The organism is Streptomyces sp. NPDC008163, assembly GCF_042956885.1.
In the GTDB taxonomy this organism is placed as follows: Bacteria; Actinomycetota; Actinomycetes; order Streptomycetales; family Streptomycetaceae; genus Streptomyces; species Streptomyces drozdowiczii_A.
In genome coordinates this window covers 555490-570887 of record NZ_JBIBHG010000001.1, presented here as the reverse complement: position 1 = coordinate 570887, position 15398 = coordinate 555490, and the positions used below count along the sequence as shown (strand labels likewise).

Sequence of the window (15398 nt, the reverse complement as noted above, 5' to 3'; positions counted from 1 at the left end):
GGGTCCTACACGTACGTCGGAAATCAGCCATTCTCGCGCGATGGCCGCGCGGCTCGCGCGACGGCGCCGCCCGGACCCGCGACGACCCGGCCGGGACCGGGGCGGGGCCCGGGGCGCCCGTCCGGCCTCCGCCGCGTCCGGCGGCGCACCGCCGCTTTCGCGCACCGGGCCGTCCGCCGGGCTTGCGGGGCACCGCACGAATGCGGTGGGTTGTCCGGCGTTGCCGGAGAACTCCGCACCGCCGGGCGGCCGGCCCGGTGCCACCGCCGGAGGCGGGCCCGCCCCCACGAGCCCGCCGCCGTCCTCGCCCTGCCGACCCCTGCCGCCCCACCGCCCCCACGTGCGGCTGCCCGAACCCGCACGGCCGTCCGAACCCGGGCGGCCGCGCCACCCTCACCGTCCCACTCCGGAAAGGCGGACACCGCATGACGCCGGTCCCCCACCGCAGCCATGCCGACGACCTGCTCACCTTCATCGCCGCCAGCCCCTCCCCGTACCACGCCGTGGCGAGCGCGGCCCAGCGGCTGGAGAAGGCGGGCTTCCGTGAACTGCGCGGAACCGACGACTGGACGGGCACGACGGGCGGTGCCTTCGTCGTCACCGGGGGCGCCCTGATCGCCTGGTACGTGCCCGAGTCGCTGCCCGCCCACACCCCGTTCCGGATCATCGGCACGCACACCGACTCGCCGAACCTGCGGGTCAAGCCCACGCCCGACACCGGTTCGGCGGGGTGGCGGCAGGTCGCGGTGGAGATCTACGGCGGCGTGCCGCTCAACACCTGGCTCGACCGCGACCTGGGCATCTCCGGCCGGCTGGCGCTGCGCGCACCGGGCGGCGGGACCGAGTCCCGGCTGGTGCAGATCGACGAACCGCTGTTGCGGGTGCCGCAGCTGGCGATCCACCTGGACCGCACGGTCAACGACGGGCTCTCCCTGGACCGGCAGCGCCACATCGCTCCCGTCTGGTCGCTCGGCGCGGCCGACGAGGGTGCGCTGCTGCGCCGGGTCGCGGCGGCGGCCGAGGCGGAGCCGGGCGACGTGCTGGGCTGGGACCTGATGCTGCACGACGTGCAGCCGCCCGGCTATCTGGGCGCGGACCGGGAGTTCCTGGTGTCCTCGCGGCTGGACAACCTGGTGTCGGTGCACGCCGGGGTCACCGCGCTGACCGCCGCGGCGACGGCCGCCGAGCCTCCGGCGTACATCCCGGTGCTCGCCGCCTTCGACCACGAGGAGGTCGGCAGCGGCTCGGACACCGGGGCGCAGAGCCCGATGCTGGAGCGGGTGCTGAGCCGTTCGGTGTCGGCCCGGGGCGGCAGCGGCGAGGACTGGTCGCGGGCGCTGGCCGGCGCGTACTGCGTGTCCGCCGACATGGCGCACGCGGTGCACCCCAACTACGCGGAGCGCCACGACCCGGGCCACCAGCCGCTGCCCAACGGCGGCCCGACGGTCAAGGTCAACGTCAACCAGCGGTACGCCACCGACTCGGCCGGGATCGCGCTGTTCGCGTCGGCCTGCGAGCGGGCGGGCGCACCGTGGCAGCCGTTCGTCTCCAACAACGCGATGCCGTGCGGCACGTCGATCGGCCCGCTGACGGCGGCCCGGCTCGGTGTGCCGACGGTCGACGTGGGGGTGCCGGGGCTCTCGATGCACTCGGCCCGCGAGCTGTGCGGAGCACGTGACCCCGGTCATCTGGCGGCGATCCTGTCGGCGTTCGTGACGTCGGCGTAAGGGGCGGGGGTACGGGGAAGGGCCGCGCGGCCCTTCCCCGTACCCGTATCCGCGGCGGGTTACGCGAAGCGCTGCTTCGCGCCGCCGTCGCAGGTCTGCAGCCTCAGCGGGTCGTGGGCGCCCGCCAGGGACGCGCACAGGCCAGTGGACGCGGCCGGGCGCAGGGTGCCCGACTGGCGTACGAAGCGCTGGTTGGCGGCGCCGGAGCAGTTGTAGAGGATGAGCGGGGCGCCGGCCCTGTAGTCGGCGCCGGGGACGTCCAGGCAGCGGTCGTGGCTCAGTTCGGTGCGCAGGGTCTGCGTGCCGGAGTCGTACCACCAGCCCTGATTGCGCCCGCCGTGGCACTCCCAGCCGGTGACCCCGGTGTTGTTGCGGGTGACCGAGGCGGGGGCGTCCAGGCAGGTGGCCGTCGCCTCGCCGCGCAGCGGCCTGAAGACGTCGTCCCAGGCGACCGGCTGGAGCACGGGCTGTCCGGTGCTCGCCGGGTCGGCGCAGCTCGCCTCGCGCAGGCCGGAGTTGTAGATCTGGGTCAGGCAGGAGGCGAAGGCGCCGTGCCCGGCCGCGTTCGGGTGGAAGGACTGGCGCACCGAGTTGGAGTCCGGCGGGAAGTGCGACAGGTCGATGTAGAGGCCGCGCGCCCAGGTGGACTCGCTGCACACCTCGTGGCCGTGGAAGAGCCGCGAGTTGTCGAGGTAGACCGCGCCGGTGTCGGCCGCCGCCTTGCGCATACCGCGCTCGAACGCGGGAACGGCGGTGTTGCGGCCCCAGGCGGCGTCGGAGTCGTACCCCGCGCAGCCGCCGGGAAGCTTGCCGGGGAAGTTCGGGTTGTCGTAGAAGTCCGGGCCGATGGGGCTCGGGTAGCCCATGACGACGAGCTTGTAGTCGCGGTCCGCGTAACCGGCGCCGGTCATCACGGTGCGCAGGTCGCGCACGGTCTTCTCGACCTTGGGGACCAGCCCGTCGACCCGGGCCTGCCAGCCGCCCTCGTACTTCGACTGGCACGGGCCCTGGATGAGGACCCAGCGCTCCACGCAGTCCGTCATGACCGGTCCGAACTGGAGGTCGTCGTTGGCGCCCGCGACCAGCACGATCATCTTGATGCGGGTGTTGCGCGCCTTGATGGCCAGGCTGTCGCTCTGCACCAGCTCGTCGGCGTACTGCTTGGAGCCGCCGATGACGATGTTTCCGGTGTACGCGCCGGAGCACGAGACGTTGTACGTGACGTCGGCGGCGATCCCCGTACGGTGGATGGCGGCGTCGGGCGAGCGGTGGCACCAGTTGTCGGGGCCGTTGGTGCCCGCCTCGTACGTGCCGACGCCCTCGCCGGAGATCTCGCTGTCGCCGAGCGAGATGAGCCCCGTCCTGCGCTGGTCGAGCGGGCGCTCGGCCGGGTCGCCGTACAGCCGGGTGGCCTCCGCGGCGCGGATGGCCTCCAGTTCGGGCGGCAGGGGGGTGGATGCGGTACTGGTGGTACCGGGCCGGGCGGCTGCCGGTCCGGCGGCCGCGGTCATCCCGCCGAACGCCGCCGCGATGGCCGCGGCGGCCGCGACGGTACAGCGGAGTCTGTGCCTGGTGCGCCTCATTGCGCCTCCCCGGGTTGTGGTTACCCCCGGTATTTACTGGTCGGTAGGCGGCTTGGGAATACATCGAACAAGACAAGTGCTCATCTTTTTGGGTGACTTCAGAGAGGTTGAACGATGACGGATCAGGGAACGGCCGGGGGCTACCGCGTCGAGCACGACTCGATGGGCGAGGTCCGGGTGCCCGCCGACGCCAAGTGGCGGGCCCAGACGCAGCGGGCCGTGGAGAACTTCCCGGTCTCCGGCCAGCGCCTGGAGCGGGCCCACATCGAGGCCCTGGCCCGGATCAAGGCCGCCGCCGCCAAGGTCAACGCCGAGCTGAGGGTCCTCGACCCGGACATCGCCGCGGCCATCCAGGAGGCGGCGGGCGAGGTCGCGGAGGGGCGCTGGGACGCGGAGTTCCCGGTCGACGTCTTCCAGACCGGCTCGGGTACCTCGTCGAACATGAACACCAACGAGGTCCTGGCCACCCTCGCCACCGAACGCCTGGGCCGCCCGGTCCACCCCAACGACCACGTCAACGCCTCGCAGTCCTCCAACGACGTGTTCCCCTCCTCGATCCACATCGCCGCCACCGCCGCGGTCACCGCCGGCCTGATCCCCGCCCTGGACCACCTCGCCGCCGCCCTGGAGCGCAAGGCGGAGGAGTTCGCGACGGTGGTGAAGTCCGGGCGCACCCATCTGATGGACGCCACGCCCGTCACCCTCGGCCAGGAGTTCGGCGGATACGCCGCCCAGATCCGCCACGGCGTCGAGCGGCTGCGCGCCTCGCTCCCCCGCCTCGCCGAACTCCCCCTCGGCGGCACGGCCGTGGGCACCGGCATCAACACCCCGCCCGGCTTCTCCGCCGCCGTCATCGCCGAGGTGGCCCGCGTCACCTGCCTGCCGCTCACCGAGGCCCGCGACCACTTCGAGGCGCAGGGCGCCCGGGACGGCCTGGTGGAGGCCTCGGGCCAGCTGCGCACCATCGGCGTCTCGCTCACCAAGATCTGCAACGACCTGCGCTGGATGGCCTCGGGACCGCGCACCGGCCTCGCCGAGATCGCCCTGCCCGACCTCCAGCCGGGCTCCTCGATCATGCCGGGCAAGGTCAACCCGGTCATCCCCGAGGCGGTCCTGATGGTCGCCGCTCAGGTCACCGGGAACGACGCCACGGTCGCCGCCGCGGGCGCCGCCGGGAACTTCGAGCTGAACGTCATGCTCCCGGTCATCGCGAAGAACCTGCTGGAGTCCGTACGGCTGCTCACCAACGCCTCCCGGCTGCTCGCGGACCGTACGGTCGACGGGATCACCGCGCACGCCGAGCGGGCCAGGGAGTACGCCGAGTCCTCGCCGTCCGTGGTCACCCCGCTGAACAAGTACATCGGCTACGAGGAAGCGGCCAAGGTCGCCAAGAAGTCGCTCGCGGAACGCCGGACGATCCGTGAGGTCGTCCTCGAAGCGGGCTATGTGGAGCGCGGAGACCTGACCGAACAGCAGCTCGACGAGGCCCTGGACGTGCTCCGCATGACCCGCCCGTGACGTGCGCCACCGTGCCGGGGCCGCGCGATCCGTAGGATCTCTCCATGACGGGTACCGGAGAGACCGAGCGCTGGGCGCCGGGTGACCAGATTCTGTGGCGCTACCGCGGCAACGGACCCGCGCGGCCGGATTCCGCCGCTCACGCGTTCCACATCTGCCGCCCGGTCACGGTCGTCCAGGACACCGACGAACTGCTCGCGGTGTGGGTGGCGCCCGGCACCGAGTGCGTCAAACCGGTCCTGGCGGACGGCACCGACGTACACGCCGAACCACTCGTCACCCGGTACACCGCACCGCGCACGACGGCCCGTTCGCTCTGGCTGGGAAACGGCGTGCTGAAGCTCGCCAGACCCGGCGAACCCTGGTCCGTCTGGCTGTTCTGGGAGCGCGGCTGGCAGTTCCGCAGCTGGTACGTGAACCTGGAGGAGCCGCGCACCAGGTGGGCGGGGGGCACCGACTCCGAGGACCACTTCCTGGACATCTCCGTCTACCCCGACCACAGCTGGCTCTGGCGCGACGAGGACGAGTTCGAGCAGGCCCAGCGGGTGGGCCTGATGACGCCGGAGACGGCACGCCGGGTGCGCGAGGCGGGGCGCGCGGCGGTCGGGCTGATCCGCTCCTGGGGTGCGCCGTTCCGGGACGGCTGGGAGAACTGGCGGCCCGATCCGGCCTGGCCGGTGCCCGAACTCCCGGACGACTGGGACCGCCGGCCGGACGGTTCGGACCGCACGGCTTCCGCCATGCCGTCGTGAGACCCTTGATGCACCCCAGGGGGGCAAACGTAGGATCGTCCCGAGGAGCGCGGCTCGACCCCAACCGGCAGGCGGGGTGCAGGACCTGACCGCAAGTCATCGGCCCGTCGCGCGGACCGCGCCCTCAAGGGCCGCATCGGCGTCACCCGTCGCACGAGTTGCCCGCATCGCATGAGCCACTACGAGGGGGTGGAGACGTGTCCGCCGGCCGCTGCCGCCCTCATGGAAACGTTGTCACCGGCATCCTGATCGGACATCGCGTTTCGGCCCCGTACGACGGGGAAGGCGATGTCAGCCGTTGTTATTGCCGCTCCTGGCGGGGCACAGTAGCGCCCCACAAGGTGATTGCCTCATACAACCGGCCCGGACGGACGGAATCCCACGCGTGACGGAGCACCCCACCTCCCACGAAGGCCGGCAGCCTCTCGCCGCCCGGCCGCAGGAACGCACCCGGCCCCGGCAGCGGGACGCCGCCGTGGCGGCCGCCGCTGCCGCCACGGCGATCCCGGCACCCGCCAAGGGCCCCGCGGGCGCGGCCCCCGATCCACAGGCGGCGACGCGGCGCGAGGGCGACCGGCTGCGCTTCGTGGGGGCCGCGACCCGGCGGATCGCCCGGGGCATCGATCTGGACGAGATCGTGCTCGGACTGTGCCGGGCCAGTGTGCCGACGTTCTCCGACGCCATACTCGTCTACCTCCGCGACCCGCTGCCCGTCGGCGACGAGCGGCCGGTCAACCCGTTCGTGCTGCGGCTGCGCCGCTCGGACCGGCTGCGGCTGACCGACGAGGAGACCGAGAGCCTGTCCGAGACGGAGCGGCTGCGGCTGCCCGCCGTCGACCCGCAGGCCGACCTGATGCCCGCCGCCGAGCTCTGCGAGGTCCGTGCCGGGAGCGCTCTCGCCGAGGTGCTGCGCGGAGTGCGGCCGGTCTTCGGCGACTCCGCGGCGGCCCGCGTCGCGCTGCCCGAACTGCTCGGCGCCGACCGCACGGTGCCGTCCGGCCACCGGGTGATCCTGGCCCCGCTGCGCGGCCGGCGGCGGGTGATCGGGGCTGCGGTCTTCCTGCGCGGCGCCGAACGCCCGGCCTTCGAGGCCAACGACCTCTTGGTCGCCGCCCAGTTGGCGACGCACACCGCCCTCGGCATCGACAAGGCCGTGCTCTACGGGCGCGAGGCGTACATCGCGGACGAGCTCCAGCGCACGATGCTGCCCGACTCGCTTCCCCAGCCGACCGGCGTGAAACTCGCCTCGCGCTATCTCCCGGCCGCCGAGACGGCCCGGGTCGGCGGCGACTGGTACGACGCGATCCCGCTGCCCGGCAGCAGGGTCGCCCTGGTCGTCGGGGACGTCATGGGCCACTCCATGACCTCCGCCGCGATCATGGGCCAGCTCCGCACCACCGCGCAGACCCTGGCCGGGCTCGACCTGCCCCCGCAGGAGGTCCTGCACCACCTGGACGAGCAGGCGCAGCGCCTCGGCAGCGACCGCATGGCCACCTGCCTCTACGCGGTGTACGACCCCGTCGCGCACCGCATCACCGTCGCCAACGCGGGCCACCCGCCGCCCGTCCTGCTCCACCTGGGCGGCCGCGCCGAGGTCCTGCGGGTGCCCCCGGGCGCCCCGATCGGCGTCGGCGGGGTCGACTTCGAGGCCGTCGAGCTGGACGCGCCGGCCGGCGCCACGCTGCTGCTGTACACCGACGGTCTGGTCGAGTCGCGGCTGCGGGACGTCTGGACGGGCATCGAGCTGCTGCGGGAACGGCTGGCCGCGACCGCCCGGCTGACCGGCCCGGACCACTCGCCGCCACTGGAGGCCCTGTGCGACGACGTGCTGGACATGCTGGGCCCCGGTGACCGCGACGACGACATCGCGCTGCTCGCCGCCCGCTTCGACGGGATCGCGCCGAGCGACGTCGCCTACTGGTTCCTGGACCCGGACGAGTCCGCCCCCGGCCGGGCCCGCAGGCTGGCGCGCCGGGCGCTCGGCCGGTGGGGCCTGGACGACCTCTCGGACTCGGTGGAGCTCCTGATCAGCGAGGTGGTCACCAACGCCGTGCGGTACGCGGAGCGCCCGGTCACCCTGCGCCTGCTGCGCACCGACACCCTGCGCTGCGAGGTCGGCGACGACTCCCCGCAGCTGCCCCGGCAGCGCCGCGCGAAGGACATGGACGAGAACGGGCGCGGCCTGTTCCTGGTCAACCGGCTGGCCCGCCGCTGGGGCGCGACGCGCCTGTCGACGGGCAAGGTGGTGTGGTTCGAGATGCCGGTGCGCGGGTAGCGGCCCGCCCCGGGAGACGCGGAACGGGCGGTGTACGAGGAGCATCCTCGTACACCGCCCGTTGCCGTGGTCAGGGGCGGCCGGTCAGCCGGTCACCTGGCGTCGTCGCCGTTGTCCGGCCGCTTGTCCCCCGAGAGGTCCGGGAGCTCCACGGTGGACGAGGGGTCCGGGCCCGGCCGGTTCGAGGGGCTGGGCGGCGGTTCGCTCGTCGGGCCGCCCGAGGGCGAGGCGGGCGGGGAGCTCCGCGGCGACTCGCTGGCCGGCGGGGACTCGGAGGACGGCGAGCTGGACGGCGTGTCGGAGGGCGAGGGCTTCTCGGACGGCGAGGTGGTCGGGCTCGGCGAGGTGGACGCGGGCGGCGGGCTGACCGCGGCGCCCATGTCCGTGTCGAGGTCGAACTCGCGGGCCTTGCCGACGGAGTGGCCCATGTAGTCGGCCCAGATCTCGGCGGGGAAGCCGCCACCGTTGACGCGTCCGCCGCCGCCGGCGCCCTGGAGGGTCACCTGCGCGTTCTTCTTGATCTTCTTGCCGTCGTCGGCGGTGCGGTCGAATGCGGCCTCGCCGAACAGGCCGACCGAGGTGACCAGGTTGGAGGTGTAGCCGGTGAACCAGGCCGACTTGTTGTCGTCGGAGGTACCGGTCTTTCCGGCGATGTCCTTGTCGGAGAGCCCCTCCGCGTTGCGGACCGAGCCCCGGGCCGTACCGTCGTCGACCACGCCGGTCAGCACGGACGTCACGGAGTCCGCCGCCTGGCGGGAGATCACCTGGTCGCCGACGGCGTCGGGCAGCTTGAGCGGGGCGTCGCCCTGGTGCACGGCGGCCTTCACGATCTGCGGGGTGACCTGCTTGCCGTGGTTGTCGAGCGTGGCGTAGATCCCGGCCATCTCCAGCGGGCTCGCACCCATGGAGCCGAGGGTCTGCGCGGGCACGGCCGGCAGCTTCTCCACGTCCATGCCGAGCTTGCCGGCGGTCTTCATCACCTTGTCCATGCCGACATCCACGCCCATCTGCGCGAAGACGGAGTTGACGGAGGCGTTCATCGCGGTCTGGACGCTGATCTGCCCGTAGTTGTGGTCGTCCTCGTTCTCCGGGCTGAAGGGGATGTCGCTGCCGACGACCGGGCGTTTGCTGGTGCCGTCGTAGCGGGTGTTCGCGGTGATCCGCTCGCCGTCCTGCGTCTTCGACTTCTGGTCGAGGGCGGCGGCGAGGATGACCGGCTTGAAGGTGGAGGCGGGCTGGTAGTCCCGGCGCCCGGCGTTCGAGATCCAGTGCTCGCTCTGGCCGCGTCCGCCGTACAGCGCGAGGACCGCGCCGGTCTTCGGGTCGACCGAGGCCGCGCCCGCCTGGATGTCCTTGTCGAGCTTGCGCTGCTTGGTGTCCAGCTTGTCGAGCAGCTTGGCCTGGACCGACTTCTCCAGCTGCTTCTGCTTCTTCTTGTCGATGTTGACGGTGATCGTCCAGCCGCCGAGGTTGAACTGGTCCTCGGTGATGCCCGCCTGCTTGATCACGGCCTGGCGGGCCGCCTCGACGATGTAGCCCTTCTGCCCGGCCGTCCCGTTCAGCGGCTTGGGGTCGTGCGGCACCGGGAACGTCTGCTTCTGGCGCTTCGCGGAGTCGAGCCAGCCCTCCTCCACCATGTTGTCAAGCGTGTACGCCCAGCGCGCCTTGACCAGCCGCTTGCCGTTCGGACCGGCGACGGCCCAGTCGTACTGGCTCGGCGCCTGGAGCAGCGCGGCGAGGTAGGCGCCCTGGGAGACGTTCAGGTCCTTGGCGTCCACGCCGTAGTACGCCTGTGCGGCGGCCTGGATGCCCCAGGCGCCGCGTCCGTAGTAGCTGGTGTTGATGTACCCGGCGAGGATGTCCTTCTTGGACGTCTTCTGGTCCAGCTTCAGGGAGATGACCAGCTCCTTGAGCTTCCGGCTGACCGTCTGGTCCTGGTCCAGGTAGTAGTTCTTGACGTACTGCTGGGTGATGGTCGAGCCGCCCTGCTTGCCTTTGCCGGACAGGGTGTTGAGCAGGCCGCGCGCGGTGCCCTTGAAGTCGACGCCGTGGTCCTTGTAGAAGGACTTGTTCTCGGCGGCGACGAAGGTGTCCTGCACCTCCTTGGGCACCTCGGCGAGGCTCACGACCTCGCGGTTCACCTCGCCGGTCCTGGCGAGCAGGGTGCCGTCGGCGTACTTGTAGACGTTCGACTGCAACTCCATCTTGGGGTTGCCCTCCGGCACGGGCACCAGCATGTAGAGCACGGCGAAGGCACCCATGCCCAGCAGGATCACCCCGAGGGCGGTGCCCAGTAGTTTGCGCCAGGTGAAGAGCCTGCGTATGCCGCCGCTCTTCGCAGCCCGCCGCTGGGCTCGTCGCGCTTCCGCTCGACCCATCGCTTGGTCGCTCCTGTTTCTCTGCTCTGCCGAATCAGCCCGGACCTGCCAGCTAACACTGTGGGCAAGGCCGAAAAGCCGACGATCCGAGGTTTTACGGACGTGAGAATCAGCACCCGCCCCCGATGGAACCGACTCCTGGGGGGTGCGCAAGGTTGCGAAAACCATTAATGTGTAATCACATTGCTAGCGACCGGCTAGCTGACCATCACGGGGGCCACCATGACCGATCCACTCGACCCGAACACCGCCGCCCAGCCGCCCGCCGACCTCACCCCGGACGCGCCCGAAATGCCGGAACCGCAGGTCCGGGAGGTGCGGGCGCACAGCATCGCCGGCGGCCTCGGGCTGCTGCTGACCGTGCTCGGCGTGATCGCCGGCATCGCCCTCGCCGTCGTCGGGGGCGTCATCGGCTCGAACGGGAACAACGCCGTGGGCATCCCGGTCTGCGTCCTGGGCGTCCTGCTCGCCATCGCCTCGTTCTTCTGCATGGGCGGTGTGAAGATGGTCGCACCGGGCGAGGCACGGGTGATCCAGCTGTTCGGCCGGTACGTGGGCACCATCCGCACCGACGGACTGCGCTGGGTGAACCCGCTGACCTCCAGCCGCAAGATCTCCACCCGGGTCCGCAACCACGAGACCGCCGTCCTCAAGGTCAACGACGCCTACGGCAACCCGATCGAGCTCGCCGCGATCGTCGTGTGGAAGGTCGAGGACACCGCCCAGGCACTCTTCGAGGTGGACGACTTCCTGGAGTTCGTGGCCACCCAGACCGAGTCCGCCGTCCGGCACATCGCCCTCGAGTACCCGTACGACGCCCACGACGAGGGCGGCCTGTCGCTGCGGGGCAACGCCGAGGAGATCACCGAGAAGCTGGCCGTCGAGCTGACCGCCCGGGTGCAGGCGGCGGGCGTGCGGATCATCGAATCGCGCTTCAGCCACCTCGCGTACGCCCCCGAGATCGCCTCCGCGATGCTCCAGCGCCAGCAGGCCGGCGCGGTCGTCGCGGCCCGGCAGCAGATCGTCGAGGGCGCCGTCGGCATGGTCGAGATGGCGCTGACCCGGATCGCCGAGCAGGACATCGTGGAGCTCGACTCGGAGCGGAAGGCGTCCATGGTGAGCAATCTGATGGTGGTCCTGTGCGGTGACCGCGCCGCCCAGCCGGTCCTCAACACGGGCACGCTCTACCAGTGACCGAGGAGAGCCCGGAGGACGCGCGGGAAACGCCCCGCGCCCGGTCGCGGCAGCGCAAGCAGATGCTGCTGCGGCTGGACCCCGCCGTGCACGACGCGCTGGCCCGCTGGGCGTCGGACGAACTGCGCAGCGCGAACGCGCAGATCGAGTTCCTGCTGCGCCGGGCGCTCGCGGAGGCGGGCCGGCTGCCGGGCGGCGCGGCACCCATCCCCCGCCGGGGGCGCCCGCCGAAGGCGGCGCCGGAGCCGCCGGGCGAAGAGTAGGACCTGAGGCCCGTCCCGCCAGGGGCGGGCCTTTCACCTGCACCGTCCGGGTGTACCCCCGGCGTATACACGGCAGGTATACACACCATGTAGAGTGCTCCGCATGTCTATCGGCCACACCCTGCTCGGGCTCCTGGAGTCCGGCCCACGCCACGGTTACGACCTCAAGCGGACGTTCGACGAGAAGTTCGGGCACGACCGCCCCCTGCACTACGGACAGGTCTACTCGACCATGTCCCGGCTGCTGAAGAACGGCCTCGTGGAGGTCGACGGCGTGGAGAGCGGGGGTGGCCCCGAGCGCAAGCGGTACGCGATCACGGACGCGGGCATCACCGATGTCGCCTCCTGGCTCGCGCAGCCCGAGAAGCCGGAGCCGTACCTCCAGTCGACCCTGTACACCAAGGTCGTCCTGGCCATGCTCACCGGCCGCAACGCGGCGGACGTGCTGGACGCCCAGCGCTCCGAGCACCTGCGCCTGATGCGCATCCTCACCGACCGGAAGCGACGGGGCGACCTCGCCGACCAGCTGATCTGCGACCACGCCCTGTTCCATCTCGAAGCCGACCTGCGCTGGCTGGAACTGACCGCCGCCCGCCTCGGCCAGCTCCAGAAAGTGGTGGCCCCGTGACCCCCGCCGGCTCCCTGCTCTCCGCGCACGACCTGCACAAGACCTACGGGTCGACCCCCGCGCTCGACGGCGCCTCGTTCTCCGTCCACCCCGGCGAGGTCGTCGCGGTGATGGGCCCGTCCGGCTCCGGCAAGTCCACGCTGCTGCACTGCCTCGCCGGGATCATCACCCCGGACTCCGGCACCATCACCTACGACGGCCACGAGCTGTCCGCCATGTCCGACGCGGAGCGCAGCGCCCTGCGCCGCAGCGACTTCGGGTTCGTCTTCCAGTTCGGCCAGCTCGTGCCCGAGCTCACCTGCGTCGAGAACGTCGCCCTCCCGCTCCGCCTCAACGGCACCCGCCGCAAGGACGCCGAGCGCACCGCCCTCTCCTGGATGGAGCGCCTGGAGGTCGAGGACATCGGCGCCAAGCGCCCCGGCGAGGTCTCCGGCGGCCAGGGCCAGCGCGTCGCCGTGGCCCGCGCGCTCGCCGCGTCCCCGAAGGTGATCTTCGCCGACGAGCCGACCGGCGCGCTGGACTCCCTCAACGGCGAGCGGGTCATGCAGCTGCTCACCGACGCCGCCCGCTCCGCCAACGTCGCGGTGGTCCTGGTGACCCACGAGGCCCGCGTCGCCGCCTACTCCGACCGCGACGTCACCGTGCGCGACGGCCGGGCCCTCGACCTGGAGCACGCCGTATGACGCTCCTGGACGAGCAGCCCACCCAGGCGGCCCCCGCTCCGGCCCGCCCCTCGCGCACCGCGCCCTGGCTGCGCGACCTCGCCCTCGGTATCCGGTTCGCCGCCGCCGGCGGGCGCGAGGGCTGGATCCGCACGATGCTCACCGCCATCGGCGTCGGCCTCGGCGTCACGCTGCTGTTCCTCGCCGCGTCCGTGCCGCACGCGCTCGACGCGCGTACCGACCGGACCAACGCGCGCAGTGAGACGCAGTTCTCCGACAACCCCGACGCGCGGGCGAAGAAGTCCGACACCACGGTCCTGCGGATCGCGACGGAGACGGAGTTCCGCGACCACACGATCCTCGGCTATCTGATGCGCCCGGAGGGAACCCACCCGGTCGTCCCGCCGGGCATCGACGCCCTGCCGGCGGCCGGTGAGATGGTGGTCTCCCCCGCGCTGAAGGACCTCCTCGACGACTCGGGCAACGCCCTGCTCAAGGAGCGTTTCCCGTACAGGGTGACCGGCACGATCGCGGACGAGGGACTGCGGTCGCCCAACGAGCTGGTCTACTACGCCGGCAGCGACACCCTGACCCCGTCCGCGGGCGGGCACCGCGTCGTCGGCTACGGCGACCCCTCACCGACCCCGCCGCTCGCCCCGCTGCTCGTCGTTCTGGTGATCATGGTCTGCGTGGTGCTGCTGGCGCCCGTCGCCATCTTCATCGCCACCGCCGTGCGCCTCGGCGGCGACCGCCGCGACCGCCGGCTGGCCGCGCTGCGCCTGGTCGGTACGGACATCAGGTCGACCCGGCGGATCGCGGCGGGCGAGGCCCTGTTCGGCTCGGTGCTCGGGGTGCTCATCGGCCTCGCCCTCTTCCTGGTGGGCCGGCAGTTCGTCGGCTACATCGAGGTATGGGACGTCAGCGCCTTCCCGTCGGACCTCGCCCCCGACCCGCGGCTGTGCCTGCTCGTCGCGGTCGCCGTCCCGCTGACCGCCGTGCTGGTCACGCTGTCCGCGATGCGCTCCGTGGTGATCGAGCCGCTCGGGGTCGTACGCAACAGCCGGGCCCGCAAGCGCCGTCTGTGGTGGCGGCTGCTGCTCCCGCTGGCCGGGCTCGGCGTGCTCGCGCTCAACGGCCAGTCCGGCGAGTACGAGGTCGTCAACCCGTACGCCATCGCCACCGGCGCGGTCCTCGTCCTCCTCGGCCTGGCCCTGCTGCTGCCGTGGCTGGTCGAGGCGTGCGTGAACCGGCTGCGCGGCGGCCCGGTGCCCTGGCAGCTCGCCACCCGCAGGCTCCAGCTGAGCAGCGGGACGGCGTCCCGGGCCGTCAGCGGCGTCACCGTGGCGGTGGCCGGCGCGGTGGCCGTGCAGATGCTGTTCGCGGCGATGAACGCCGACTTCAACAAGGCGACCGGGCAGGACCCCACCCGCGCCCAGTTCTACGCCGTGTCGGAGAAGGTCAGCGGCAACGCCGCCGTGGACACCATCAAGGAGTTCCGCGCCACCAAGGGCGTCACCCAGGTCATCGGCATGGTCGAGGCGTACGTCACCAAGCCCGGGAAGTACGCCGAGGACGACATCCAGCCCACCACCTCGCTGAACGTCGGTGACTGCGCCACCCTGCGCGAGGTCGCCGCCATCGACTCCTGCAAGGACGGCGACTCCTTCGTCGTGCACCCCAGGAACGACAAGGACATGGCCGGCTGGATGGACAAGACCGCCCGCAAGGGCAAGGAGGTCGAGTTCGAGTCGGAGAGCGGCCGGAAGCTGCGCTGGACGCTGCCCGCCGACGCGAAGACCGTGGTCAGCCGCAAGGACCCGGTGGGCGAGGACCACTGGGGGATCATGGTGACTCCCGGGGCGATCGACGCGACGACCCTGCCGGGCGCGACGACCGTCTCGCAGATCCGCATCGACGAGAGCGTCCCGGACGCCGCCGAGTACGTACGCAACACCGCGGCCCGCATCGACCCCGGCATGCGCCTGGTCACCCTGACGTCCGTCGAGCGCGACCGCCAGTACGCCAGCGTCCAGACCGGCCTCCAGGTCGGCGCCACGGTCACGCTGCTGCTGATCGCGGCCTCCATGCTGGTCTCCCAGCTGGAACAGCTGCGCGAGCGCAAGCGGCTGCTCTCGGTCCTGGTGGCCTTCGGCACCCGGCGGGCCACCCTCGCCTGGTCGGTGCTCTGGCAGACCGCGCTCCCGGTGGTCATCGGCCTCGCGGTGGCGGTGGGCGGCGGCCTCGCCCTGGGCGCCGCGATGTGCTGGATGGTCAGCAAGGAGGTGACCGACTGGCTGGTGTTCCTCCCCCTCGCGGGAGCGGGCGGGGCGCTCATCCTGCTGGTCACGCTGCTGTCCCTGCCGCCGCTGTGGCGCATGATGCGCCCGGACGGGCTGCGCAGCGAGTGACCCCGCGTAG

Annotated in this window: 11 protein-coding genes; 9 read left to right on the top strand and 2 right to left on the bottom strand. The window is 72.1% G+C overall.

Translation table 11 applies throughout. The features are described from left to right. Positions 1-425: 425 nt before the first annotated feature. Positions 426-1727 (top strand): M18 family aminopeptidase, encoded by a 1302-nt coding sequence (locus ACFZAT_RS02785; protein ID WP_391259060.1) that lies wholly within the window; start codon positions 426-428, stop codon positions 1725-1727. Between the two features lie 59 nt (positions 1728-1786). Here the strand turns inward: ACFZAT_RS02785 and ACFZAT_RS02780 are convergent, their stop codons facing one another. Then, on the bottom strand, positions 1787-3310 hold the full coding sequence (locus tag ACFZAT_RS02780; RefSeq protein WP_391259058.1) for a ricin-type beta-trefoil lectin domain protein: 1524 nt from the start codon (positions 3308-3310) through the stop codon (positions 1787-1789). A gap of 114 nt (positions 3311-3424) precedes the next feature. Between ACFZAT_RS02780 and ACFZAT_RS02775 the strand changes: the two genes are divergently transcribed. From ACFZAT_RS02775 to ACFZAT_RS02765, 3 genes are all read left to right on the top strand, one after another. Beyond that, complete coding sequence (locus tag ACFZAT_RS02775; protein WP_391259056.1) at positions 3425-4828, top strand: aspartate ammonia-lyase; 1404 nt, start codon at positions 3425-3427, stop codon at positions 4826-4828. Between the two features lie 44 nt (positions 4829-4872). Beyond that, positions 4873-5580 carry a DUF402 domain-containing protein gene (locus ACFZAT_RS02770; RefSeq protein WP_391259053.1) on the top strand — a complete coding sequence of 236 codons (708 nt, stop codon included), beginning with the start codon at positions 4873-4875 and terminating at the stop codon, positions 5578-5580. A gap of 385 nt (positions 5581-5965) precedes the next feature. Beyond that, positions 5966-7855, top strand: a complete 1890-nt coding sequence (locus ACFZAT_RS02765; RefSeq protein WP_391259051.1) for a SpoIIE family protein phosphatase — start codon at positions 5966-5968, stop codon at positions 7853-7855. A gap of 92 nt (positions 7856-7947) precedes the next feature. Here ACFZAT_RS02765 and ACFZAT_RS02760 read toward each other — a convergent pair whose 3' ends face one another. Further along, positions 7948-10233: a transglycosylase domain-containing protein gene (locus ACFZAT_RS02760; RefSeq protein ID WP_391259048.1), complete on the bottom strand. Its 2286-nt coding sequence runs from the start codon at positions 10231-10233 to the stop codon at positions 7948-7950. Positions 10234-10455: 222 nt separating this feature from the next. On the opposite strand from ACFZAT_RS02760, the gene ACFZAT_RS02755 reads away from it, so the two are divergent. From ACFZAT_RS02755 to ACFZAT_RS02735, 5 genes are all read left to right on the top strand, one after another. Beyond that, the gene (locus ACFZAT_RS02755) at positions 10456-11427 is read left to right on the top strand and encodes an SPFH domain-containing protein (protein ID WP_391259045.1); all 972 of its coding nucleotides are present in this window, start codon (positions 10456-10458) and stop codon (positions 11425-11427) included. Beyond that, positions 11424-11690 carry a hypothetical protein gene (locus ACFZAT_RS02750; RefSeq protein ID WP_391259042.1) on the top strand — a complete coding sequence of 89 codons (267 nt, stop codon included), beginning with the start codon at positions 11424-11426 and terminating at the stop codon, positions 11688-11690. The genes ACFZAT_RS02755 and ACFZAT_RS02750 overlap by 4 nt, the downstream gene beginning before the upstream one ends. Positions 11691-11793: 103 nt before the next feature. Beyond that, positions 11794-12318 carry a PadR family transcriptional regulator gene (locus ACFZAT_RS02745; protein WP_073964203.1) on the top strand — a complete coding sequence of 175 codons (525 nt, stop codon included), beginning with the start codon at positions 11794-11796 and terminating at the stop codon, positions 12316-12318. Beyond that, positions 12315-13001 carry an ATP-binding cassette domain-containing protein gene (locus tag ACFZAT_RS02740; RefSeq protein ID WP_391259039.1) on the top strand — a complete coding sequence of 229 codons (687 nt, stop codon included), beginning with the start codon at positions 12315-12317 and terminating at the stop codon, positions 12999-13001. The genes ACFZAT_RS02745 and ACFZAT_RS02740 overlap by 4 nt, the downstream gene beginning before the upstream one ends. Continuing rightward, positions 12998-15388, top strand: a complete 2391-nt coding sequence (locus ACFZAT_RS02735; protein WP_391259036.1) for an FtsX-like permease family protein — start codon at positions 12998-13000, stop codon at positions 15386-15388. Before ACFZAT_RS02740 ends, ACFZAT_RS02735 begins: the two co-directional genes overlap by 4 nt. Positions 15389-15398 lie beyond the last annotated feature (10 nt).